27 protein-coding genes and 3 tRNA genes are annotated in these 22,912 nt (G+C 67.3%); 18 read left to right on the forward strand and 12 right to left on the reverse strand.

Annotated elements, in window-relative coordinates; genetic code table 11:
• Positions 1 to 5: 5 nt before the first annotated feature.
• The 8 genes from AZL_RS07245 to AZL_RS07280 all read left to right on the forward strand — a co-directional run bounded on the left by AZL_RS07245 (position 6) and on the right by AZL_RS07280 (position 9,004).
• Entirely contained in the window at positions 6 to 1,835 is a 1,830-nt protein-coding gene (locus AZL_RS07245) for an autotransporter domain-containing protein (protein ID WP_042442736.1), read from the forward strand.
• A 74-nt stretch (positions 1,836 to 1,909) separates the two neighbouring features.
• A complete protein-coding gene (locus AZL_RS07250; protein ID WP_012973989.1) occupies positions 1,910 to 2,605 on the forward strand; it encodes a dienelactone hydrolase family protein in 696 nt (231 codons plus the stop codon).
• Positions 2,606 to 2,695: 90 nt separating this feature from the next.
• Positions 2,696 to 3,826, forward strand: coding sequence for an ISAs1-like element ISAzs11 family transposase (locus tag AZL_RS07255; protein WP_012973990.1), 1,131 nt, complete (start codon positions 2,696 to 2,698; stop codon positions 3,824 to 3,826).
• A gap of 140 nt (positions 3,827 to 3,966) precedes the next feature.
• Positions 3,967 to 4,794, forward strand: a complete 828-nt coding sequence (kdsA, locus tag AZL_RS07260) for a 3-deoxy-8-phosphooctulonate synthase (protein ID WP_012973991.1) — start codon at positions 3,967 to 3,969, stop codon at positions 4,792 to 4,794.
• Between the two features lie 71 nt (positions 4,795 to 4,865).
• Positions 4,866 to 5,336 carry a DUF192 domain-containing protein gene (locus AZL_RS07265; protein ID WP_042442740.1) on the forward strand — a complete coding sequence of 157 codons (471 nt, stop codon included), beginning with the start codon at positions 4,866 to 4,868 and terminating at the stop codon, positions 5,334 to 5,336.
• Between the two features lie 83 nt (positions 5,337 to 5,419).
• Complete coding sequence (locus tag AZL_RS07270; RefSeq protein WP_012973993.1) at positions 5,420 to 7,069, forward strand: efflux RND transporter periplasmic adaptor subunit; 1,650 nt, start codon at positions 5,420 to 5,422, stop codon at positions 7,067 to 7,069.
• Positions 7,059 to 7,775, forward strand: a complete 717-nt coding sequence (locus tag AZL_RS07275; protein WP_305729353.1) for an ABC transporter ATP-binding protein — start codon at positions 7,059 to 7,061, stop codon at positions 7,773 to 7,775. Before AZL_RS07270 ends, AZL_RS07275 begins: the two co-directional genes overlap by 11 nt.
• The gene (locus AZL_RS07280; protein WP_012973995.1) at positions 7,772 to 9,004 is read left to right on the forward strand and encodes an ABC transporter permease; all 1,233 of its coding nucleotides are present in this window, start codon (positions 7,772 to 7,774) and stop codon (positions 9,002 to 9,004) included. The genes AZL_RS07275 and AZL_RS07280 overlap by 4 nt, the downstream gene beginning before the upstream one ends.
• On the opposite strand, the gene AZL_RS07285 is transcribed toward AZL_RS07280, so the two are convergent.
• Positions 8,973 to 9,377, reverse strand: coding sequence for a hypothetical protein (locus tag AZL_RS07285; protein ID WP_148219244.1), 405 nt, complete (start codon positions 9,375 to 9,377; stop codon positions 8,973 to 8,975). The genes AZL_RS07280 and AZL_RS07285 overlap by 32 nt on opposite strands.
• Positions 9,378 to 9,531: 154 nt before the next feature.
• On the opposite strand from AZL_RS07285, the gene AZL_RS07290 reads away from it, so the two are divergent.
• From AZL_RS07290 to AZL_RS07300, 3 genes are all read left to right on the forward strand, one after another.
• A tRNA-Pro gene (locus AZL_RS07290) sits at positions 9,532 to 9,609 on the forward strand.
• A 76-nt stretch (positions 9,610 to 9,685) separates the two neighbouring features.
• Positions 9,686 to 9,982, forward strand: coding sequence for an ETC complex I subunit (locus tag AZL_RS07295; protein ID WP_012973997.1), 297 nt, complete (start codon positions 9,686 to 9,688; stop codon positions 9,980 to 9,982).
• A 31-nt stretch (positions 9,983 to 10,013) separates the two neighbouring features.
• Positions 10,014 to 10,090: transfer RNA gene (locus tag AZL_RS07300), tRNA-Arg, on the forward strand.
• Positions 10,091 to 10,256: 166 nt separating this feature from the next.
• Here AZL_RS07300 and AZL_RS35355 read toward each other — a convergent pair.
• Positions 10,257 to 10,330, reverse strand: a tRNA-Lys gene (locus AZL_RS35355).
• 280 nt (positions 10,331 to 10,610) lie between these two features.
• On the opposite strand from AZL_RS35355, the gene AZL_RS07305 reads away from it, so the two are divergent.
• The 3 genes from AZL_RS07305 to AZL_RS07310 all read left to right on the forward strand — a co-directional run bounded on the left by AZL_RS07305 (position 10,611) and on the right by AZL_RS07310 (position 13,726).
• Positions 10,611 to 11,969 carry a tyrosine-type recombinase/integrase gene (locus tag AZL_RS07305; RefSeq protein ID WP_042442742.1) on the forward strand — a complete coding sequence of 453 codons (1,359 nt, stop codon included), beginning with the start codon at positions 10,611 to 10,613 and terminating at the stop codon, positions 11,967 to 11,969.
• Between the two features lie 27 nt (positions 11,970 to 11,996).
• On the forward strand, positions 11,997 to 12,314 hold the full coding sequence (locus AZL_RS35360; RefSeq protein ID WP_148219245.1) for a hypothetical protein: 318 nt from the start codon (positions 11,997 to 11,999) through the stop codon (positions 12,312 to 12,314).
• Between the two features lie 176 nt (positions 12,315 to 12,490).
• Positions 12,491 to 13,726 (forward strand): hypothetical protein, encoded by a 1,236-nt coding sequence (locus AZL_RS07310; protein ID WP_042442744.1) that lies wholly within the window; start codon positions 12,491 to 12,493, stop codon positions 13,724 to 13,726.
• A gap of 32 nt (positions 13,727 to 13,758) precedes the next feature.
• Here AZL_RS07310 and AZL_RS07315 read toward each other — a convergent pair whose 3' ends face one another.
• The 8 genes from AZL_RS07315 to AZL_RS07350 form a co-directional block, all read right to left on the reverse strand.
• Complete coding sequence (locus AZL_RS07315) at positions 13,759 to 14,145, reverse strand: hypothetical protein (RefSeq protein ID WP_012974000.1); 387 nt, start codon at positions 14,143 to 14,145, stop codon at positions 13,759 to 13,761.
• Positions 14,142 to 14,702, reverse strand: coding sequence for a recombinase family protein (locus AZL_RS07320; RefSeq protein WP_012974001.1), 561 nt, complete (start codon positions 14,700 to 14,702; stop codon positions 14,142 to 14,144). Before AZL_RS07320 ends, AZL_RS07315 begins: the two co-directional genes overlap by 4 nt.
• Before the next feature lie 397 nt (positions 14,703 to 15,099).
• Positions 15,100 to 15,636, reverse strand: coding sequence for a hypothetical protein (locus tag AZL_RS07325; RefSeq protein WP_042442746.1), 537 nt, complete (start codon positions 15,634 to 15,636; stop codon positions 15,100 to 15,102).
• Entirely contained in the window at positions 15,626 to 15,910 is a 285-nt protein-coding gene (locus AZL_RS07330; RefSeq protein ID WP_042442748.1) for a hypothetical protein, read from the reverse strand. Before AZL_RS07330 ends, AZL_RS07325 begins: the two co-directional genes overlap by 11 nt.
• Complete coding sequence (locus tag AZL_RS07335; protein ID WP_012974002.1) at positions 15,910 to 16,179, reverse strand: hypothetical protein; 270 nt, start codon at positions 16,177 to 16,179, stop codon at positions 15,910 to 15,912. Before AZL_RS07335 ends, AZL_RS07330 begins: the two co-directional genes overlap by 1 nt.
• Before the next feature lie 225 nt (positions 16,180 to 16,404).
• Positions 16,405 to 17,025 carry a hypothetical protein gene (locus AZL_RS07340; protein ID WP_042442752.1) on the reverse strand — a complete coding sequence of 207 codons (621 nt, stop codon included), beginning with the start codon at positions 17,023 to 17,025 and terminating at the stop codon, positions 16,405 to 16,407.
• Positions 17,022 to 17,360 (reverse strand): hypothetical protein, encoded by a 339-nt coding sequence (locus AZL_RS07345; protein ID WP_042442754.1) that lies wholly within the window; start codon positions 17,358 to 17,360, stop codon positions 17,022 to 17,024. The genes AZL_RS07340 and AZL_RS07345 overlap by 4 nt, the downstream gene beginning before the upstream one ends.
• The gene (locus AZL_RS07350) at positions 17,357 to 17,617 is read right to left on the reverse strand and encodes a hypothetical protein (protein WP_012974004.1); all 261 of its coding nucleotides are present in this window, start codon (positions 17,615 to 17,617) and stop codon (positions 17,357 to 17,359) included. The genes AZL_RS07345 and AZL_RS07350 overlap by 4 nt, the downstream gene beginning before the upstream one ends.
• A gap of 405 nt (positions 17,618 to 18,022) precedes the next feature.
• On the opposite strand from AZL_RS07350, the gene AZL_RS36250 reads away from it, so the two are divergent.
• Genes AZL_RS36250 through AZL_RS07375 form a run of 4 tightly spaced genes read left to right on the forward strand, consistent with a single transcriptional unit; the run spans position 18,023 to position 20,935 of the window.
• On the forward strand, positions 18,023 to 18,340 hold the full coding sequence (locus tag AZL_RS36250) for a hypothetical protein (protein WP_042442758.1): 318 nt from the start codon (positions 18,023 to 18,025) through the stop codon (positions 18,338 to 18,340).
• Positions 18,341 to 18,390: 50 nt separating this feature from the next.
• Positions 18,391 to 18,735 (forward strand): hypothetical protein, encoded by a 345-nt coding sequence (locus AZL_RS36255; protein ID WP_042442760.1) that lies wholly within the window; start codon positions 18,391 to 18,393, stop codon positions 18,733 to 18,735.
• Positions 18,732 to 20,603, forward strand: coding sequence for a MobA/MobL family protein (locus tag AZL_RS33305; protein ID WP_012974005.1), 1,872 nt, complete (start codon positions 18,732 to 18,734; stop codon positions 20,601 to 20,603). Before AZL_RS36255 ends, AZL_RS33305 begins: the two co-directional genes overlap by 4 nt.
• Positions 20,604 to 20,614: 11 nt before the next feature.
• Positions 20,615 to 20,935, forward strand: a complete 321-nt coding sequence (locus tag AZL_RS07375; protein ID WP_042442762.1) for a hypothetical protein — start codon at positions 20,615 to 20,617, stop codon at positions 20,933 to 20,935.
• Positions 20,936 to 21,017: 82 nt separating this feature from the next.
• Here AZL_RS07375 and AZL_RS35365 read toward each other — a convergent pair whose 3' ends face one another.
• Both AZL_RS35365 and AZL_RS07385 read right to left on the reverse strand, forming a co-directional pair.
• On the reverse strand, positions 21,018 to 21,881 hold the full coding sequence (locus AZL_RS35365) for a HEPN domain-containing protein (protein WP_148219246.1): 864 nt from the start codon (positions 21,879 to 21,881) through the stop codon (positions 21,018 to 21,020).
• Entirely contained in the window at positions 21,878 to 22,912 is a 1,035-nt protein-coding gene (locus tag AZL_RS07385; protein ID WP_012974007.1) for a PIN domain-containing protein, read from the reverse strand. The genes AZL_RS35365 and AZL_RS07385 overlap by 4 nt, the downstream gene beginning before the upstream one ends.

The raw sequence follows: 22,912 nt of genomic DNA on the forward strand, positions 1-22,912 counted from the left end.
GGACCATGAACCGCGTCAGGATCGCCGCGCTCGCCACCTGCCTGACCGCGCTGTGCGCGGTCCCGGCCGGTGCCGCGGATTACTCCTCCACCGTCTTCTTCGGCGACAGCCTGACCGACAGCGGAGCGTTCCAGTCGCTGCTGCCGGCGGGCGGCAAGTTCACCACCAATCCGGGGCCGGTTTGGGCGGAAAACCTCGCCGGCGCGCTCGGCACCTCTGCCGCCACGGCGGCGCGGGGCGGCAGCGATTTCGCGGTCGGCGGCGCGCGGGTGAACACGCAGGTCGGCTTCCCGGCGACCGGTCCGACCGCCTTCGCGCCCAGCGTCGCGACGCAGATTTCCGGCTATCTCGCCGCCACCGGCGGGCGGGCCGATCCGAACGCGCTCTACACCGTCTGGGGTGGCGCCAATGATATCTTCACCGCGCTGAACAATCCGGCGACCGCCCAGGCGACGGTGACGCAAGCCGCCGGCGATCTGGTGACCCAGGTGGCGCGTCTGCGGGCGGCCGGTGCGCGAACCATTCTGGTGCCGACGGTGCCGGATATCGGAGCCACCCCGTTCGGACAGTCACAGGGCTCGGCCGCGGCGGCGCAGATCACGCAGCTGGTCAGCGGCTACAACCAGCTGGTGACGCTGGGGCTGGCGAACGCCGGCGTTTCGGTCATCCCGATCGACACCTATTCCCTGTTGCGGGCGGCGATCGCGAATCCGGCCTCCTTCGGCTTCGCCAACGTGACCGGCACCGCCTGCGCCACCAGCAGTTCGCTGCTCTGCACCTCCTCCACCCTGGTGACGCCGAACGCGGCGCAGAGCTATCTGTTCGCCGACGGCGTCCATCCGACCACGGCCGGGCATCGCGCGGTGTCCGACTTCGTGCTGAACGCGCTGACGGCCCCCGGTAACGTGGCGCAGCTCGCCGAATCGCCGATCCACACCCGCGACCGGCTGACCGCCACCATCCTCGCCCAGGCCGCCAGCAGCCTGTGGAGCCGCAAGCCCGGCACCAGCGGCGCCTGGATCAGCGGCGGGGTCGGCCGGTTGACCAGCGACCGCACCGGCGACCCCGGCGCCGGCGGACAGGCGGAGGTGCGCGGCACCCCGCTGTCGGTCAGCATCGGCGTCGACAAGCGCTTCACCGAGAATCTGCTGCTCGGCGTGGCCGGCACCGCATCGCATTACCGCGGCAGCTTCTCCACCGGCGGCGATTACAAGCAGCGGGAGTATGTGCTGAGCGGTTACGGCGTCTATCGCCTCGGCGGCGCCTTCGTCAACGCGGTCGGCTCCTTCGGCTTCGCCGATTACGACCTGCGGCGCGGCGTCACCATCAACGGCACCGACCATTCCACCAATGGCAGCACCGAGGGCATCAACGCCTCCATCGGCGCCGAGGGCGGTTACGATTTCACCACCGGTGGGCTGACCCATGGCCCGGTGCTTGGCCTGCGCTACCAGCATGTCGAGGTCGAGGGCTTCAGCGAGGACAGCAGCCTGTTCGGCTTCACCTTCCGTTCGCAGACCCGCAACTCGCTGGTCGGCAGCGTCGGCTATCAGGCCTCCTATGACTTCGGCGGCGTCCTGCCCTACGCCAAGGTGACGCTGAATCGCGAGTTCAAGGATGACCAGCGCAACATCACGGTGGAGAACCGCAGCATCTCGACACTCGCCTATGACGTGGCGGTGGCGAAGCCCGACCGCAGCTATGTCGACCTGACGGCCGGAGCCTCCTTCAAGCTGGCGGAGTCGGTGACCGGCACGCTGGGTCTCAACGCCCGGCTGGGCGAGGAGAAGCGCCGCGACTATGGCGGTTTCGTCGGTGTCAGCGTGGGTTTCTGACGAAAGACGGGATGACTGGGATCAAGTCCGCTCCATATCAGGGGCGGATTTGCCATTGAGAGGATGAGGACTCCATGTCCGAGGTGATGATCGATGCCGCCGATGGCGGCCAGTTCTCCGCCTATGTCGCCAAGCCGGCGGGAGCCCCGGCCGGTGGGCTGGTGGTGATCCAGGAGATCTTCGGCGTCAACGCGGTGATGCGCGAGCTGTGCGACTGGTACGCCTCGCAGGGCTTCCTGGCGGTCTGCCCGGACCTGTTCTGGCGCCAGAAGCCGGGCGTGCAGCTGTCCGACAAGACGCAAGAGGAATGGAACCAGGCCTTCGCCCTGATGAACGGCCTGGATCAGGACAAGGCGATCGAGGATCTGAAGGCGGCGCTGGCCTGGGCGCGCGGGCAGGAGGGCGGCACCGGCAAGGCCGGCAGCGTCGGCTATTGCCTGGGCGGCCGGCTGGCCTTCCTGATGGCGACACGTTCCGGCTCGGACGCGAATGTCGGCTATTACGGCGTCGGGCTGGAAGGGCTGCTGGGCGAGGCGGACCGGATCGCCAGGCCGCTGCTGCTGCACATCGCCGAGAACGACAAATTCTCCAGCCCGGACAAGCGGGATGCCGTGGTCGCCGGGGTGAAGGACCACGACCGGGTGACCGCCAAGGTCTATCCCGGCATGGACCATGCCTTCGCCCGGCCGGGCGGCGAGCATTACGACCAAGCTGCCGCAGACGAGGCCAACCGGCTGACGGTGGAGTTCTTCCGGACGCATCTGGCCTGACGCAGGGGAATCGCATTTGGAAAAATCGAGTAGCGTGTGTGAGAGAAAAGGATTCTGTAAGGGGCTTTATCGCCGATTTTGGAGCCCCCGATGCAATCGTGGTTTGAGAAAGCGTTCGATGCGTTGCCGGACCCACGCACGGGCAACGCCAAGCGGCACGACCTGCTGGAGATCCTGACGATCGCGCTGACGGCAACGGTGTGCGGGGCGGAGAGCTGTGCCGACTTTGCCGACTTCGCGGTGGATCGCGAGGGGCTGTTTCGGTCGTTTTTGCGTCTGGAGAACGGGGTGCCGAGTCACGACACCTTCTCGCGCATCTTCCGGCTGCTGGACCCGGTGGCCTTTGCCGCCTGCTTTGGCCGTTTCCTGGAGGGGCTGGGAACGGCCGGGGCTGGGGTGATCGCCATCGACGGCAAGACGTTACGCCGCTCCTTCGATGACGCGGCCCGGTCCAACCCGCTGGCGGTGGTGACGGCCTTCGCCTCGGCGACGCGGCTGGTGGTGGGCCAGCACAGCTACCGGGTGGCCGAGGGCGACAGCGAGATCCTGGCCGCCCGTGCCCTGCTGGAGTGCCTGGATCTCCAGGGCCATCTGGTCACCGCCGACGCCATCCATTGTCAGGAGGAGACCGCCCGCCTCATCCGGAAGCGCGGCGGCGACTACCTGCTGCGGCTGAAGGGCAACCATCCCGCCCTGCTCGCCATGGTCGAGGAGTACTTCACCGACCCGGAACTGTGCGCCGGGCTGGCGAGTGCCACGACCACCGACGCCGATCACGGCCGGATCGAGACCCGGCGGGCCTGGGTGTGTCACGAATTGGATTGGCTGCGCGGTCCCAAAGCGGCCAGCAGCGAACCGGTCCTGCTGCCCGACATGGCCTTTCTGGGCTTGATCGAGGCTACCGTCGAGCATCGCGGCAAGACCACCGTGACCCGGCACTACCACATCGCCTCGCGCGCGCTCAGCGCGGCCGACTATCTGGAGGCCGCCCGCGCCCATTGGTCGATCGAGAACGGGTTGCACTGGATGCTCGACGTCGTCTTCGACGAGGATCGCGCCCGCAACCGCAAGGATCACGGGCCGGAAAACCTCGCCACCCTCCGCAAGCTCGCGCTCAACATCCTGAACCGCGCCCGTCGCGATATCTCCGTCCGCCGAAAGCGAAAGCGCTCAGGATGGTCCGACGAGTTCGCAAGATCCATCCTCGGCCAAATGCGATGACCCTGTGGCCTGACGCCAGCGCCGTTGACCGGCTTCTGAAATAGTGGGATGCAAGGGTCTTCCGATCCTTGCCCCAGCCCCTGTGGGGTGGGTGCGAGGGGGCGACGCCCTCTCGCCCCTTTTTGTTTTGGAGCATTCCGATGACCACGCCGCGCGCCGTCCAGATCGGCGACCTGACCATCGCCAACGACCGTCCCTTCGTGCTGATCGCCGGCCCCTGCCAGATGGAAAGCCGCGACCACGCGCTGGAGACCGCGTCCGCGCTGGTCGAGATGACCAGGGCGCTCGGCATGGGGCTGATCTACAAGTCCAGCTTCGACAAGGCCAACCGCACCTCGATCACCACGGCGCGCGGCCTTGGCATCGACAGGGCTCTGCCGATCTTCGCCGAAATCCGCGAGCGCTTCGGCTGCCCGGTCATCACCGACGTGCATGAATCGAGCCAGTGCGTCCCGGTCGCCGAGGCGGTGGACGTGTTGCAGATCCCGGCCTTCCTCTGCCGCCAGACCGATCTGCTGATCGCCGCCGCCCAGACCGGCCGCGCGGTGAATGTCAAGAAGGGCCAGTTCCTGGCGCCGTGGGACATGAGGAATGTCGCCGCCAAGCTGGTCGCCTCGGGCAACGAGCGCGTGCTGCTGTGCGAGCGCGGCGCCAGCTTCGGCTACAACACGCTGGTGTCGGACATGCGCGCCCTGCCGATCATGGCGGAGACCGGATTCCCGGTGGTGTTCGACGCCACCCATTCGGTCCAGCAGCCGGGCGGGCAGGGCACCACCTCGGGCGGGCAGCGGGAATTCGTGCCGGTTCTGGCCCGCGCCGCCATCGCGGTCGGCGTCGCCGCCGTCTTCATGGAGACGCACGAGAATCCGGACTGCGCCCCCAGCGACGGCCCCAACATGGTCCCGCTGGCGGAGATGCCGGCGCTGCTGGCCAAGCTCCAGGCCTTCGACCGGCTGGCGAAAGCCTAAACAGGCTTAATTTGGCTGAGACGGGGCGTCCGTGCTTCACTGGCGCCTCTTTATCCGCATTCGGGGAAGTCATGATGCTCGGTCGGCGTTTCCGCGCCTTTGTCGCGGCGCTCCTGCTGCTGCTGGTCGCCGTCCCGGCGCTGGCGCTGGAGAGCTTCCAGAAATCCAAGCTGACCATCGAGACGGTGGGCGGCGGCAAGTTCCGCTTCGATGTCGAACTGGCGCTCACCCCCGGCCAGCAGGCGCAGGGGCTGATGTTCCGCCAGTCGATGGCGGCCGACGCCGGAATGCTGTTCGTCTATGATCGGGTGCAGCCGGCCAGCTTCTGGATGAAGAACACCCTCATCCCGCTCGACATGCTGTTCATCGCCGCCGACGGCCATGTCGTGAACATCCATGAGCGCGCGGTGCCGGAATCGCTGGACTCGGTCAATTCCGACGGGCCGGTGAAGGCGATCCTGGAACTGAACGGCGGCATGGCGGCCCGGCTTGGCATCCGTCCCGGCGACCGCGTGGTCTCGCCCGACATCGCCAAGCCGTAAGCGGAAAGACGGTCCACGCCCCCCTGACTTTCGCATAAACTCCCCCAGATTGATCGCGCGGGGCGAGAGGCGCGGAGGGCGCGATGGGCAGGCGGGCGGCGATCATGGTCGGGGTGGCGTTCAGCGTCGCGGCCGCTCTGTCCGCCTATATCGTGCTGGCGCGGGCGGAGCCGGGACCGGCCTACCGGCTGGCGCGGGTCGAACAGGGCCCGCTGGTCAGCACCATCACCGCCACCGGCACCATGAGCGCGTTGGTTACGGTGGAGGTCAGCTCCCAACTTTCCGGCCAGATCGCCGAGCTGTATGCCGATTTCAACAGCCGGGTCACCAGTGGCCAGATCCTCGCCCGGCTGAACGGCGACCAGCTGGCCGCCCGGCTGGCCCAGGCCGGCGCCGACGTCGATTCCGCCAAGGCGTCGCTGATCCAGCAGCAGGCGCTGCTCGACAAGGCGCGGGCCGATCTCGCCAACGCCCAGGCCAGCGTCGCCAATGCCGACGCCCAGATCGTCCGCGCCGATCTCGCCCAGCGCGACGCCGAGCGTGACCTGCGCCGCCGCCGCGACCTGCAAGGGCGTGGCGTGGTCGCCGCCGCCGATCTGGAGAAGGCGGAAACGGCGGCGCACAGCGCCCAGGCCCAGGTGATCGCCGCCCGTGCCCAGAAACGGCAGGCCGAAGCGGCGGAGGCTTCGGCCGAGGCATCGCTGGCCGTCGCTGTAGCGCAGGTGGAGGTCGCCCGTGCCCAGGTGGCCCAGCGCGAGGCGGCCTTGCAGCTGGTCCGCGTCGATGTGAACCGCTCCGTCATCCGCTCCCCCATCGACGGGGTCGTCGTCAACCGGGCGGTCAGCACCGGCCAGACGGTGGCGGCGAGCCTGTCGGCACCCACCCTGTTCACCATCGCCCAGGATCTGCGGCAGATGGAGGTTCTGGCCAACATCGATGAGGCCGACATCGGCCGGGTGCGCGAAGGCATGCCGGTGCGCTTCACCGTCAACGCCTTCCCCGGCGACAGCTTCATCGGCCGGGTGGCCCAGGTCCGGCTGGCGCCGAAGGAGGACCAGACCGTCGTCACCTACATCGTCGTCATCACGGTGGAAAATCCGGAGCTGCGGCTGCTTCCCGGCATGACCGCGAACCTGCGCATCACCGTGGAGGAGCGGCCGGCGGCGGTGAAGCTGCCCAACGCCGCCCTGCGTTTCCGTCCGCCGGGGGCCCGTCCGCCGGGGGCCGAGGCACCCGTCGATGCACCGGCGCCGACCACCGGTGGCCCCAATGGCGGGCGGGGCGCCGCGGCGTTGGAGGCGGCGGCCCGGCGGGTGATGGACGGGCTGAAGCTGGACGAGACCAGGCGCCGCGACATCGCCGCCCTGGTCGCCGAGGCGCGCGACCGCTTCACCGCGCTGGATGCCGAGGGCGGCGACCCGGAACGCCGCCGGGTGGAGGCCAACGCCATCCGCGCCGCGACGCTGGAGCGTATCGCCGCCCTGATCGACCCGGCGCAGCGCGACCGCTTCGCGGCGCTGGTCGATCCAGGCCGGACCGCCGAGGCGACACGCACCGTCTGGGTGCCCGGTCCCGGCGATGGGGTGCCGGTCGGCGTGCCCGTGCGGCTCGGCATCGGCGACGGCAGCTTCACCGAGCTGGTGGCGGGCGATCTGCGCGCCGGGCAGGACGTGATCACCGGCCTCCTTGCTCCCGACCGCGACGGCCGCCGGGGGCCGCGCCTTGGCTTCTGAGCCGGCCACGCCCATCATCGCGGTCGAACAGCTCACCCGCCATTACCGCATGGGGCCGCAGACCGTCCATGCGTTGGACGATGTCAGCGTCACCATCGGGCGTGGCGAGTTCGTGGCGGTGATGGGGCCGTCCGGTTCGGGGAAATCCACTTTCATGAACCTGCTGGGTTGCCTGGACCGCCCGGACGCCGGGCGTTACCGGCTGGACGGACGGGAGGTCAGCGGCCTGTCCTCCGACGCGCTGGCGGCGGTGCGCAACCGCAGCATCGGCTTCGTCTTCCAGTCCTTCAACCTGCTGCCGCGCCAGTCGGCGCTCGACAATGTGATGCTGCCGATGGTCTATGCCGGCGTCGGCCATGCCCTGCGGGCGGAGCGGGCGAGGGCCGCCCTCGACGCGGTGGGTTTGGGCGGGCGCGCCGTGCACATGCCGACCCAGCTTTCCGGCGGGCAGCAGCAGCGGGTCGCCATCGCCCGCGCCCTGGTCAATGATCCGCTGCTTCTGCTGGCCGACGAGCCGACGGGGGCGCTCGACAGCGCCACCAGCCTGGAGATCATCGGCCTGTTCCAGCGGCTGAACCGGCGCGGCATCACCATCGTGCTGGTGACGCATGAGCCGGAGGTGGCGCGCCATGCCGGGCGCGTCCTGCAATTCCGCGACGGCCGGCTGATCGGCGACCAGCGCCAGGACCCGGAGGTCGCGGCATGACGGTCTGGGACGCCTTCCGCGCAGCTCTCCATTCGCTGCGGGCGAATCCGTTGCGCAGCGCGCTGACCATGCTGGGCATCGTCATCGGCGTCGCCGCCGTCATCGCCATGGTCGCGGTCGGCGCCGGCGCGCGCGATCAGGTGCTGCGCCAGATCGCCAGCCTGGGCACCAACCTGGTCATGGTGGGGCAGGGTAGCATCGTTCGCGCTGGGGTGAAGCTGGGTGCCGGCACCGCCTCCTCGCTGACGGAGGAGGACGCGCTGGCGGTGCTGGCGGAAATCCCCGGCGTGGTGGTGACCGCGCCGTCGGTGCGCTGGGGGCTCCAGATCGTCGCCGGCAACCAGAATTGGGGCACGGTGCTGTTCGGCATCACGCCCGACTACATGGATGCCCGCGACTGGAGCGTCGCGGCCGGGCGCGGCCTGTCCGACGAGGATGTGACCCAGGCCAACAAGGTGGTGGTGCTGGGCCAGACGGTGGTGCGCAGCCTGTTCGGCGGCGGCGATCCGATCGGGGAGCCGGTGCGCGTCTTCTCCACCCCGCTGACCGTCGTCGGGGTGCTGGCGGAGAAGGGGCAGAACACCCAGGGGCAGGACCAGGACGACGTCATCTTCGTGCCGCTGTCCACCGCCAAGCGCAACATTCCGGGCATGGCCAAGAGCAACCCGCGTTTCATCCACACCATGGTGGTGAAGATGCGGGACGGCGCCGACACGGCCGAGGCGCAGGCGCAGATCCGCGACCTGCTGCGACAGCGCCACCGGCTCATCCCCGGTCAGGACGATGATTTCTGGATGCGCGACCTGTCGGAGGTGTCGGCGACCCGCGATGCGTCGTCGCGCGCCCTGTCCTTCCTGCTGGCGGCGGTGGCGGCGGTCTCGCTGCTGGTCGGCGGCATCGGCATCATGAACATCATGCTGGTGTCGGTGACCGAGCGCACGCGGGAGATCGGGCTGCGGCTGGCCATCGGGGCGCGGCGGCGTGACATCCTGGTGCAGTTCCTGATCGAATCGACCACCCTGTCGCTGATCGGCGCCGCCGCCGGGGTTGCGCTCGGCATCGGCGCCGCCATAGGGGTGGCGGCCCTTGCCGGCTGGCCGACGCTGATCCGGATCGACTCGGTCATGCTGGCGGTGGTGGTCAGCGGGCTGATCGGCGTGTTCTTCGGCCTCTATCCCGCCCGCCGGGCGGCGCGCCTCAACCCCATCGAGGCGCTGCGGCACGAATAGCCGACAGGTCCGCCGCCGCATCGCCGTCGAGAACCACCAGCCGCGCCTCGCCGCGCGCCAGCCACAGCGCCAGCCGCCCGACCCAGGCCACCTCGCGGGCGACCGCTAACACCGCCGGCCGCCGCTCCGCCAGGATTCGCGCCAGCGCCAGGGCCGAGGTGGCGGCGTGCCGTTTAGCGAGGTCGATCTGGCCGATCGCCGGGGCGAGCGCCGCGCGCAGCGGGCCGCCGCCCATCGGCGCGACGAGGTCCACCGCCGCGCCGGCGTTCAGCATGGCGTGCGCGAGATCGACCGCCGAGCGGCGCTGGGGCCGGTCGGCGAGGTCGGGCAGGAAGAGGGTGATGGTGTGGGGGGCCGGGGTGAGCGAAGGCAATGAACCGGATCCGGAATGGTGTTGACGACAGGCTGGCGGGCGACCGAACGCCGCAGCGAATGGCCGCGCGGGCGGCGGCATGGAGAAAGACCGCGGAACCCTGCGCCGTCCGCTTGCCGTGGGCGTGGCGTTCGTGTATCTCACAACGCGGCGACGGGGCGTAGCGCAGTCTGGTCAGCGCGCCAGTTTTGGGTACTGGAGGCCCCCGGTTCGAATCCGGGCGCCCCGACCATCGCCGAAGGACAACCCAGCGTCCAAGCCGCCAGAGCCTGGACGCGACCGCAGGCATTTGGGGAGACGAGCGAGCCATGAACGTCCGGATCTATCAGCCGAGCAAGACGGCCATGCAATCCGGCCGGGCCAAGACTCACCGCTGGATGCTGGATTACGAGATCGAGACGCCGCGCCGTCCGGAGCCGTTGATGGGCTGGACCAGCTCGGGCGACACGCTGAATCAGGTGCGCCTGTCCTTCGAGACGAAGGAGGAGGCGATCGCCTTCGCCGAGCGCGAGGGCTGGACCTACAGCGTGCAGGCGGCACCTGTCCGCCGCGTCCGTCCGCGCAACTACGCCGACAATTTCCGCACCGACCGCCCGCGCGTCTGAGGCCGCGGCCTCAGGCTCCACTCCGCGATAGGGCCCCATAGCTCAGTTGGATAGAGCAGCCGCCTTCTAAGCGGCAGGTCGCAGGTTCGAATCCTGCTGGGGTCGCCATTCCGGTACACGGTTCCAGAATGAAAAGAGCCCCGCTTCGGCGGGGCTTTTTTGTGCATCCCCGCATGCCGGCCAACCAACGGAGTGTGCCCCAAACCCGCGCCCCAGATGCGAAAAGGGGCCGCGGACGCGACCCCTTCGGTAAGGCTAAAGCCTTGAATTGGTTTGGTGATCCGGGTGGGATTCGAACCCACGGCCACATGATTAAAAGTCATCTCACCTAAATGTTCCAAGTGACGCCTGGGGCGCCACTTCGGAAGCCGCGAGAGTCGGAAAACGCCATTTATTGAGTAAATCCAACTTGTTGGATTGTTTACACAGTGCCTCGACGGCTGGCGGGTCAGGTTTTCCGCCACTTCCGATTCAGCCTCGACCGCACTGTAGTGTTGTCCCATTGGTGTCCCATTGCCGGGGTAACGTCCAACAGGCGTGGCCGTGGGACAACATTTTGGTTCCCGGGCGTTGTCCCACCGGGTAGTGTGCCCGTGACCACAGCATGTCAACATGGGACACCACAGCCATGGCACGGACGACGACGCTAATCACCCCGCAGATCCTTCGAGACGCCCTCGCGCTGGCGGCCCGCGGTGACGCCGACGAGGAGATCGGCGACACCGTCGTCCGTGGCCTGTGCCTCCGGCTGCGCCGCGCCTCGGCCGTATGGGCCGTGCGTGGCCGGATCGGCGGCAAGGGCAATCCGCAGCCGTTCCGCTTGTGCGACGCCCGGCCGGACGGGGGCGGGGCGAAGGCATTGGAGCGGGAACTTGAGAAGGCCCGGGCGCTCGCCACCGAGGCGAAGAAGCGCCTTGCAGCCGGAGAGGACCCCCGCGACTGGCTGCGCGAGCAGGATCTCGGGCGCCCTATGGTGGTGCAGACGCCCGCCGTGGATCTTGGCCCGACGTACAGAGAGGCTCTCGACGCGTGGGTGGATCACCTGTTGTCGATCGGCCGTAGGGTCGACACCGTGAAATCCTACAGAAGTTGCCTGATCTCCCCGGCGGCAATGGACGCCTTCGGTGGGAAACATGTGCGGGAACTCACCCCGGCCGACGTGAAGACCGCCCGCGACCGGCTGATCAAGGAGGGCAAACTCCGCCAGAGCGATGCCGTCGTCCAGGCCGTGGGGGCGCTGGTAAAGTGGGCGACCGAAGACAAAGAGACGCCTGTCGGCAATGTGGAAAGGCTGGGCAACAGCGGCGCCAGCAGCAGTGACGATGACGGCGAAGGCACTTACACTCCCCTACCAAAAGAACTCGCAAACCTGTTCGTCAAACTGGGCGCCCCCGGCGTGAATCCCGTCGGGCGGCTGGCGTGCGTCCTGTTGCTTTGCACAGCCCAGCGCCGGTTGACGGTAGCTTCAGCGCGACCGCGCGATTTCGAGGAGTGGGATCTCGTTCCGGGCTGGGGGTTGTGGCGGATTCCGAAGGGGTTGATGAAGGGCAAGAAGGCTCACGTGATTCCCCTTCCGCCGCGCGCTTGGAAGGCGGTCCAGACGGCTGTTGAACTTGCCGGACCTGACGCGGCTTGGGTGTTTCCGCAGACCCGTAAGCGGCGCGCGACGGACGAAGGAAACGGGCACATCGCGCCGAAGCTGATCAACGACTGTTTCCGGGCCGCAAAAATTGGGTGGGCACCGCACGACACGCGCCGTGCCCTTGGCGCGCTGGCAGACCGGCGTGGTGTGCCGTTGGCGAAAATCGCAACCATCCTCGCTCATCGCGCCGTTGACGTCCCGCAGGTGACGGCCGAGCACTATGGGCGCGAGCTAGAGTATCGGAACGACAAGCACTACGTGCTGTCGGAATGGATGTCATATCTCGAGGAGTGTGATAAGCGGTACGGTTCGAAGGCTCAACATGCGACCATTTCCGCGGCCTAGTCGCGGCCAAACAAGAGGAGATCGACGATGCCGTCCCCGCGCAAGATGAATATTGTGGATGTGGCAAACGCCTCGCTCAACAATAAGAATGATTATTTCGTTGATGTTGATCGAGATACGAAAGACAAAGGTCTAGGTTTAGCTAAAGCAATCGAGCAAAAGAAAGACGCATACACTCTCTTTATTGAAAAAAGAGACGCTGCGAACGCCGAAGCCATTGCTAATGCTATGGACATTATTCAGCGCGCTGAGCGGGAAACTTTTGAATCGATTTCTTCTTGCGCATCTTGGTTCGAGGAGCAGGCCACAGCCGCACTCAACCCAGCGCCGACCCCTGGTAGTTGACCCGTCGGCCATACAAATCGCTGGACAAAATCGTCCAATCCTCAAAAACTGAAATCGACCGGATCATTGCGGTTGGCGCCGCTCCCCGGTCGAAATCAGTCATTGGATGATCCAAGAATGATGCCGGTTGACGTCCGTGTCAACAAGTCTGGAGATGGCGCCCCTCATCGGGGCGATTGAGCGCGTGGCTACATAGCCAACTCGCCGAAACCTTCACCGCTCCTTATCGTGTCAACAAGTTTGATTGCCATCACGTCGCCGAAGACTGCGACCGTGATGCCGCCCGACAGCGCCGGGAGGACGACCAGCACCTTTCTGCCAAGCTGGTCGAGGGTGGACTCACCGACGCCGAGGTCCACGGCGCGCCGCAAGGGGTCGAGGACTCGCTCGTATCGCGCGACGGCGAGTACGAAGAGTCGCTCGGCCGCGCACTTCGGCGGAGCCAGATGTTTCCGTCCCAGGCGTTTGCCTCCAAGCTCCGTCACGGCACGCGCTACATGGCGTTCGCCGCCGAGCACAGCATCGACGCCGTGAGGCAGATCCGCGTCGCTGCCCCGGTGTGCTCCGTCCCGCTGGCCGCGTTCCGCTCGGTCCATGCTGACACCAGCCGTCGGCTGACCGAGCGGCTGCGGTACGGCCTCGCGCGACACGCCCCCGGTGTTTCCATCGACCTGATCGCGTGCCACGTCAAGCGCGACGGTGCCGGGCGGGCATACGTTCACTTCCACATCGTCGCCCGAGGGGGAACCGATGCGGAGTGGGCCGCCCTGGAGCGATATTGGGTCGGCGAAAGCCGCCCAACAGGTTGGGACTGGTGGGTAGCCGAGGACGACGACCGCCTCGGCCGCCACCCGGCGGCGCTCGTGCAGTATGCCGCCGCCGGACTGGCGGAAGAATTAGACGACGAGTGGACCCCCGAGGAGCTTGCCGAACTCTGGCGGCAGACGCGCGGCCTGTCGCTGACCCGAGCCGTCGGCGAGTACCGCCGTTGGCTAGGCGCCTTGGACGCAGCAGGCGAAACCGTGAGGCGGCACCCTGTGTACGGCGTTGCCGAACGGGTGCCCCGCCGCCGGGCGGTTCGCATCCAGCGGCACAAGGACAAACTGTTTACAAGTTGTGGATTTGGCATCCTGCGCGTGGTCTGGCACGATTTCGGCGACGGCGTGCTGCGCGAGTCCTGGCACGTCCGAGGCCGCCCCGGCGTGACGGCCGCCGACGTGCGCGCCGTCTACGCGGTCGCCGACGCCACATCTACGGGTACAACGGCTATCCCCGAATCCCAGCCCGCTGCCCCCGTCGAACCCGATCAGAGTCCCCCGCCGACACCCCCACCACCTCCCCGAAGGGAGCCGAGTCCGCCTCCCATGGCGGTGGACTACGACCCCGAAGACCCGGACGACATCCCTTTTTGAACAGCGCGCAGGCCGCTGTTGCCGGGGCGCGCCTACCGCAACCGCCCGGCCTTGTCCCCCTCCACCATCTCGGCCCATGCGCGGTCGAGTTGATCGTCGGCAGGGTCCACGCGGGGGTGGTACTCGACGGCGGGATAGCGCCAGTCCTCGCCGAGCGGGTCGATCACCGTCCCGTCGGCGAGGACGAGCCACCAGTGCGGCCCCGTGTCGCCGTCGGCGTCCCGCACTCGTCCCCACACGGCACGCACCGCATCGTCGCTGTGGGCCGCGCGGATGGCGGTCCGCGCCAGCCACGCCACGGCCATGCACTCGCCGTCGAGGGGGCGCTCGCCGTACTGGCGGCACAGGTCGTTGTAGACCGTCGCCGCGATGTCGCGCGGCGCCATGCCGGTCAGTTCGGCGCAGGTCGGCAGGCTCATTGCGCTGCCTCCCCGAGCACGCGGTACACGCTGGCGCGCCCGATGTCGAGGCGCCTGGCAATCTCGGCAGGGCCGACGCCATCGGCGTGCAACTGGCGGACCTCAGTGGCCTTCGCCCGCGCCGTCGGCTTGCGGCCCTTGTACTTCCCGTCCGCCTTGGCCTTGGCGATGCCCTCGCGCTGGCGTTCGAGCATGATCGAGCGTTCGAACTCGGCGATGCCCCCCATGACCGTCAGGAGCAGCTTGCCCGTCGGCGTGCCGGTATCGATGCCAAGGCCGAGGATGCGCAAGGCGACGTTCTTCCGACCCAACACGGCGACGATCTCCAGCAGGTGGGCGACCGACCGCGCCAGCCGATCCAGCTTCGTCACGACCAGCGCGTCGCCCTCTCTGACGAAGTCGAGCGCCGCCGTAAGCTGATCGCGCGCGGCGACATCGACGGACGACACCTGCTCACGGAAGATCCGCTCGCACCCAGCCGCCTCCAGGTCGCGAAGCTGCGCGTCAAGGCCCGCCTCCTGTTCAACCGTGCTCGTTCTTGCATACCCGACAATCATCTCAGCCCCCTTGTCTCACACAATTAAAAAAGGCTGTGAGACATTCGTCCCAAAAGCCTGCCTACCACTTTTTTGAGACGCCTGCTTGCAAGGGACCAGCTATCTCATAGGGGCAGGCCCCAACGGGACGCGCATCGCGCCGAGCGACCCGACGCCGACCCCGCTTACCACATACCCACAGCCCCCCTCTGGTGCGCTGTGAGGGGCGCGAGGGGGGCTGTGGGTATGCTCCGCTTCGCTCCGGCCCGCCCAAGGGGCGGGCTGGAAAGCGGGGACGGCGAGCCACCCCTCCGCCCCACCCCCTTCCGCGTTGCCTCCGGCAACCCCGCCCCGAGGGGCGGGGGGCTGCGCCCGCGGTTGATGAACCGCCGCTTCGTGGGCGCCGCTGTCCGGCGCGCTACGGACGCAGCCCACCCAGTTCTTCGCGCTCTTCTTCTTCGTCGGCGGGGTCCACCACCTCCACTCCCATTTCCCGTAGCATCGCCGTGCCCAACAGGTTCCTGACGAACGCCTGCTGTTCGCCGTTGAGGCGCGCCCACGCCGCCTTAGGTTCAGCGTATGCCTTGGGTGCCGCCCTCGGTTCGCGGGCGACCAATGCCAACACGCACCGCTGACGGATCGACCAGTGTTGACCCAATGCCTCGGACAGCGTCATCCGTCCGGCAGCGACGTCCCTGGCGACATCCATGAACCTCGGCCATTCCAGGGCGGCCGCAGCCTCCTCGGCCGACAGCAAGTGCTCGATGTAGCTCACCGCCTCGGGAAGCGCGTCACGCTCCCCATCGAGCGCATGGAGCAACTCCACGCACCCGTCTACAGCAAGCCAGTAGTCGAGGTAGTCCAGGCCGTACCAGCACCCGCAGCCATCTTCATCGTCGGACTCCCATGCGGCCAGCACGGCGGCGATGGCAGCCTTTTGCTCGTCAGTAAGCATGGCGTCCTCCGAGTTGCGTAAGATCCCGCTCGACGGCAGCGCTGTCGTAGGCGAGCGGCTGGAGGCAGACCGTCCCGGCCTCGTCCACCTCGCCGCATCTGGTGTCGGGGCAACCCCTGTCGCAGGCCCCGAGCGCCGTGTCGACCATCTCGTCGTCGTCGAGCGGCCCAAGCTCAACCAGCCTATCCAGCGCCACAAGCGCCCGCTCGATGCTCGGGCACCCCCGGCGCAACGCTGCACCGGGACAGTAGACTCTCTCAATTCCCCGGTACATCACGCGGCCTCCTCGATCTCGTCGGCCATCTCCCGGCACCGCTCGACCACCTCTTCGAGCCGCTCGGCGAGCACCGGGTGCAGCGCCTCGTGCGCCGCCGCCAGCGCCGTGTCGGCGCGCTTGATCAACCGCGCGTCCTCCTCGGGCGTCAGCCAATGCGGCCGCGTCGGACCCACGATCGCCGCCGCCGCTGCGGGATCTGCCTGCTCCAGGGCAACCAGCGCCTCGCTCAGCAGCGCCGCCAGCGCATCCACCTCACTCATACTCATGTCACTACCTCTATTTCGTCGTCGCAATGGAGGTATGTTGCCGGGCTCTCTCAGGTTGCTCAAGAGGATATTCAATGTTGTCAAAAATTTATTTAAGGCAAGGACAGATTGCTCTAAGAAATTCTCGTACCGCCAAATTCATCTATCCTTGCAAGGACAGATGGTTATTTTTGATAAATTACCTCATATCAGCCAATCTATCCTTGGGCTGACGGGATATCTGCGTCAAATGCTCAAGAAAGGATACCGCCCCGTGTAAACCAGTTGACACAGCAGCCTTACGGGGCAGTCGCAGGCGACCGGCGGCGCACCCGCGATCCATTGCCCGGCCCACGACTCGAAAAGTCGGGCGGCGCGCTCCTCCGGGCTGTCAGCGTAAGTGCTGCCCAGGTCAACGCCATGCCGCTCCACCGCGTCGTAGACGAGCTCGCGGTCGGCAGCGGCCAGCCGGGGGCTGACGAGGTGCCACAGTTCGTGGTGCAAGATTGTTGGCAAACCATGGACGCCCGCCTTGAGCGACACCGCCGCCGCGCCGGTGGAGGCGCAGGCGATCCCGCCACATTGACTCCACCGACGACCGTGGCTGTCTTGCCGGGTCTCGAACGCGCAGTCGCCGTAATCGTCGGAGCGGTCGGCGGACACCCATAGCCGAGGGGCGACGTAAACCGAGGACCACGGTGCGACCCGCGCCGCCTCCGCGGCAAGCCATGGTAGAATCGGCCGCAGGCCGGGCGCTTCATGGCCGGGCTGCGCAACGACCTGCACGCCCCGCAGGCCGACCGGGCGGACAAGCGGGCGGACGCCGACGCGCCCGCCGTGCAGGCGGTAGAGGTGGCAGTCGGTCACCGGCCGCCCAGGTACGCGGCCCGGAGGTCCCCGACGGCACGCTGGACGACCGCGTGGACCGTCGCTACGTCGGTCGGCCCGCCGCCCCACAAGGCCCGCTCCCACGTTCCCAGCGCCACTTGGTGCTCGGCGAATCCCATAATCCACGCGATCCGTCGGGCGGGATTGGCGGACAGCGACGGCGGGACGACGTCGCCCGGGTCAACGACCTTGTCCAGCCCGTCGGCGACGGCGTCGGCGAATGCCTCCCACCCGGCGACGTAATCCCGGCGCACGGCGGTTGGACCGGGCCACGGCGGGAGATCGACGACCCCCAGTTCGGCCATCGTCGTCATGCGCCGCCCCCCTCGTCTGGCAGAAGGTCGGCGAACAGGGGCCGATCACGCTCAGAAAGGCCGCGTCGAAGCTGGGTCACGAGCCATTCGCGAGCGCGCCCATCGGACGAGATGGCCTTCAGGACGATGGCGCCGACGATCACCTTTCGGCGGCCATCGGACTGCCGGGCAAGCGTCTTCTCGCGCGTCCGGAGTTCGGCCGCCCGAGCTTCTAGCCGGGCGCGCTGCTGCGCCAGTTCAGTGAGCTTCCCGGCCATGCGGCGCCTCCCCCCGCACGATCCCGTGCCACCGGGCCTCTGCCGTCATCATCGCAGCCGTCAGCGTTGGCTGGCCGGTCCCGCTGACGTAGGCGCCAGAGCGCCCGAGGTCCGACACGTCCCAAGAGTACGTGCCGTCCTTTTCCGGCCAAGCGTCCAGTGACCATTCCCCCGCCGTCGCCCGCCAGTACTCACGACTCTCCCCGTCATCCTCGGACACGTCCCACCAGTCCAACCCACCAGACGACATGATGCCTCCCAGAAACCAGCGCGTCGCCCTACAGAGTATTGCGTTGCGCTCTGCCCGAAACAAGATGGGAAGGGAGAGCCTGGAAAGGCGCGCTTATGTATCGGTGCCCGATACGCGCTCAAAAATGTTGACAATTACTCACGGAATGCCGGGCCATGAGGCATGACAACATTGACACCGCCGCATTCAACCCGGACCTCTTTCCAGAGTCCGACACTGACGACTGCGGCTGTCCAGCGGACTGGCCGGACTCGGATAGCCTGCACCCAGCCGAACAGGCCCACCTCCTCGCCCGGTTGGAAGACGAGCTTATTGGCATCGGCCTCATCGGTGGACGGCGCGAGCGCGCCGCCGGAACGCCGGAGGCGGCCGCCGTGTGGGCTATCGTGCCGGAGGGCTGCCGCGCCGAGGGCGCCGTGTGGGCGCGCATCTGGCGCGGCGTTCGGACCGCATACGCGGAGGGACGCCGATGAGTGCACCGCCGCCCGGCCGACCGAGGACGCGCCGACGGGAAGCGCCGTCGGTGACGTACAAGCGCCTCGCCGAGACCGCCCCGGACGACGCCACCCGGCATGCCGCCCGGGCGTTCGCCGACGCTTGGCGGGCGCGGGAGCCGGGCGCGAGCCGACGCCACCCGGTTCGGGAGACCGACGTCGTGCGCGCCGTCGCCGCCGCACTCTGCCCCGACGGGGCGCCCGACGACGCGACGATTGCCGCCATCGCGTGGGCGCGTGGCGCATGGTTGCGCTCCTTCGGCGACATCGCCGAACCGTGGACGGCGGCGGCCCCGACGCGCGCCTCCGCCGCCGTCGGAGCCCTTCGCATCCTCACCGAGCCCGACGACCCCGATTTCGAGTTCGAGCCGTGACCAGCCTCCCGTCTGGCGAGGCACACTTTCACTTCGGCGCCAAGGTGGGCCAGCGTTCGGCAGGCCGGAGCAGTGTCGCCGCAGCAGCGTACCGGGCCGGGCAGCGGCTCCATGACGAACGGCTAGGCCAAACGTTCGACTACTCGCGCAAACGTCATATAACTGATGCTTTCATTCTTGTCCCGGCCGATGCCCCGGCATGGGCGAGCGACCGGGGCGCCCTCTGGGGGGCAGTGGAACGGGCCGAGAAGCGCCGGGATGCCAGTTTGTGGCGCGAGATCGAGGTGAGCCTCCCCCGCGACCTGCCGCCCGAGGCGTACCGCCCCCTGCTTGAGCAGGCCCTTGCGCCGTACGTTGCCGCCGGGCTGGCCGCCGATGTCTGCGTCCATTGCCCGCCCGCGGCCGACGGCGGGCCGCAGCCACACGCCCACGTGATGATCACCACCCGCGCGCTCGGCCAGGACGGGTTCGCCGCCCGCAAGAGCGACGACCTCATCGCCATCCTCGACGGCGCCAAGGGCGCGCCCCGCGGCGAGGCCCTGAAAGTCGAGCGGCAGCGGTGGGCAGACGAGATCAACCGCCACCTGCGCGCCGTCGCATCTGACCGGCGCGTAGATGCCCGCTCGTACGCCGAGCGTGGCCTCGACCGGCAGGCCGAGCCGAAAATGGGGGAGCGAGCCGCCCAGCGACACCGCCGCCAGCGCGAACGCCACGCCCGCGACCCGACCGCGCCACCGCCCCGGCCGTCGGCGCGACAACGTCACGTCGGCGCCATCCGGGCGTTGCGAAAAACGGAAAACGCACTACTCGAACTGGAGACGGAAATGGTCAAGGCTGATAAAAAAGACTCCTCGGCAGCCAAGCAAGAAATCAAGGTAAACTTGTTGCGCGAGCGCCTTGGTCCCGATCTCGACTACGAGAACTATCGGGGCGGTGTCTATATGGTTGACACCAAGAATCCCAATCTGACGCGCGTGCAGTTTCGCGACGACTCTTGGGCGGAGATCGACCACCAGTCCGAGCGGATCAAGACGTGGGGAGCGGCCAACGGCACCGCTGCGGATTTTGCCCTCGACGCCGCTGCGGCGCTGGACTGGCAGGACGACGTCGTCAGCCGCCTACCGACATCGGCGCGCACCCGGGGACCGGGGCGCCGCCTGAACGCTGAGGAGGCCAGCGACCGGGCCGACTGGTGGCGCGAGCAGGGCTACACCGACGTGACTACGTCCGGCGGCCGGGTGCTGATCGGAATCGGCCCGTCCCGACTGGTAGACTCCGGCGACCGGTGCGAGCTTCACGGGCCGGTCACGGAAGATGCCATCCGGGCGATGGTCGCCAACGCCAAGGACCACTACGGCACACCGCCGCGCGCCCGCACGTGGGGCAGCGACGAGTTCCGCGCCCTCTACTGGCTGGAGGCTCAACGCCAGGGCGTCGAGGTGGTCGACTATGAGCCGCCGGAGCACGTCAGGCGGCAATGGGAGGAGGAGTGCCAGCGGACGGCTCGCACCGAGGCCGCCGTCGGCACGGTGGCTGATCGGGCTGCCCTGGCTCGCCAGTTGAGGGCGTACGCGGCGGGCGACACCGAAACCCCGCCCTCGCCGGAGGTCGGCCTGGCGGTAGCCGCGTTGACGCCGGACCAACGCGCGCGGCTCGCCAGATCTGAGCCCTACGAGCTAATCCCGCAACTGGCAGGGCTTCAGATGACCGGGCAGGACCTTGCCGCCGGTGTCGCCCCCGCGGGCCAGCCCGGTCCCGCCGTCAGACCGGCGGCGCCCGCCAGCCGTCCCGAGGCCGAGGAATTGCCCGAGTGGGTGCAAGAGCTTCAGGCCCAGGGCGCTGTGATCGTCCCGGCGGCCCGTCCGTGACCGCCGGGCACATGCCCATCGTCCTCGGGGTCGCGCGCGGCGCCCCCGAGGAAGCCCACGCGATCCGCTGGACGCTGTTGGAGCGGGAGACCGGCCTGTCGGAGCCCCTGGCTTACGCCGCCCGCGCTGTGGCCCGCGTCCGTGGCCTCTCGCTGCCGGACGACAGGATCGCGCCCGCGTACCGCCGGGCTGTGGCCGCCGATCCGGCGCTGGCCGCATTCTTCTCAGCGGTGGACGACTGGCCCCGGCTGCGGGTCGAGGCACAGCGCAGACCGATGGCGGCCGTGCTCAGGTGGAGGGAGATCGGCGAAGCCCTGTTGGATGGAATATAAACGGTTGCCTCGGGGCGCTCTGTTCTACACCGGCCGCTCCGAACACAAAGATGATGTCATTCTCCTCGCTTCAGTCGCGAAATTATTGAGGAGACGCAGGGAGCACACCCTCGATGAGTACTCGGCGAAAACAAACCCGCCCAAACTGGAATGACTGAATCACGTCGTTAACATCCAACTTCGCGCCAGCGTGTACCACCTTACCGCGCTTGGCGTAGAGGTCTCGGACCACTTGGTAGGCACGATCACGATCACTGCGATCCGTGGCAACATAGCCCGATACCGCACGGGACAGTGCCTTCGTCTTCTCTCGCTCTCCACCGAGGCCAAACAAAGTTTCTAGGGCGGACCACAGGAGCACCACGCCCATCTCCAGGGTAGGACTCCATTGTGCTTGGTTGTAGACAGAGATCGCCCTGAAGAAACGTTCATCATGGTAGAGGCGGACGGCAATGGGGAGCATATCGACGAGCCATACAAGGTCATCTGCCGTCGCCACCTCGCGCCACGCATTGAACAAGCCGATCTGTTGAGGCGCCCCCTCGAACGGGTATGGTGAAGCGTTCTGCCATTCGGAACCCATCCTGTCGAAGGGTATGTTCCCGACAACTGCCAATCTTACCGGCGTCCTCATTTGAAGTCGGAGCACCGCAGCCACCAGCCAAGCAACGACGGTAGGCGATAGACCTCCAAGGGCTGAACTCTCCGAGACAGCAAGCTCAGCACGGCTTTCAAAGGAGAACCCTCCTTTAACGGCGACCCATGGAGCCGGGTGCGCGGCCTTCTTGGTCGGGGGTGGAGAGAACGCAAGCATCGATGCGCCGAACATGTCGACGAACACTTTCCTGAGAACGATGCCCGGCGCTACTGTCAGTCGGTCCATAGGCAGGTCGATGCCTGTCAGGCAGCCGTATAGAGGAAGTGAATTTTGATCCCAGGCAGTCACGTGTCCAGCATGTCCCAGTCGTCGCCCAGCAACCATCTCAGGGCCGAGAGCTTGCCGTTGATCATCCCCCACTCGAAGTCGTCCCAGGGACCAAGATTATCGATCCCGACCTCTTCTTCGGTCCGCTTGGCGGCTTCCAATGCCCCTGCCCAGACGGAGTCCAGAATTTGATCAGGCCGGTATGGGGCCCTCGAATAGTTCGCCTCTGAAACAACGTGGCATTTACCCTCTTCGATGCTGGCTCGAAGATTCCAATGCCGGTTGTACCAAACTTGGCGGAAGAGTAGATGCTCGGCTTCGAGAATCTCTGACAGCCGCCGCGGCTGGACGGCACCGTTGAACTCCAGATCGAAATTGGGAAGCAGATCCTCGTCAAGGTCATGTAGGAGATCCACCAGTGATATCCAATATGAGGACCACTCTGCCTCGAACAACGGCGAGATGTCCTCATGCGGCTCGCGCCGATCACCAATCGGCCGACCGAAGTCTTTGTAGTTGTGCGTCACGAAGGCAAAGCGGGTTCCGCCCTCAACGCCGATGCCAACCTGATCTGAATACGTCTCTATGATGACTGCGTCGCCAACGCTGTTTTTGGACTGATGGAAGGGCGCCCTCTGGGCCAACGCCCGTTCCGTTACGCGAATCTTGATGGCGTCGGTGACCGGCAACGGAGAGGCCAGCGTCAGAAGCCGCTCGATGCGGTCGATGGAGGCGTTGACCGCCCCACTCTTGATCAGCGCTGCATGGTCTGCCTCGTCGAGAGCCTTCAGGGCGGCGTCCTTGCCATTCTCGTCGCCGAAGCGTCGCACTGCGTCTCGGACAAGGCTGAAATGGGACTGCAAGCTGCGCTTCGCATCCGCCGCCACACGTTCCTTGTTGCGCTGGAACTCGTCGAGCACGATTTGGGGAACAAGTAGCTCAACTTCTTCAGACGCGACGAGATGCTCGATCGCACTGATGACCGGCTGCTGCCGGAAGTCCTTGGCGAGGTCGAGCCACACGCATGTATCGACGAGCAACTTCAACGTCAT

This window comes from Azospirillum sp. B510, from assembly GCF_000010725.1.
GTDB classification, from domain to species: Bacteria; Pseudomonadota; Alphaproteobacteria; order Azospirillales; family Azospirillaceae; genus Azospirillum; species Azospirillum lipoferum_B.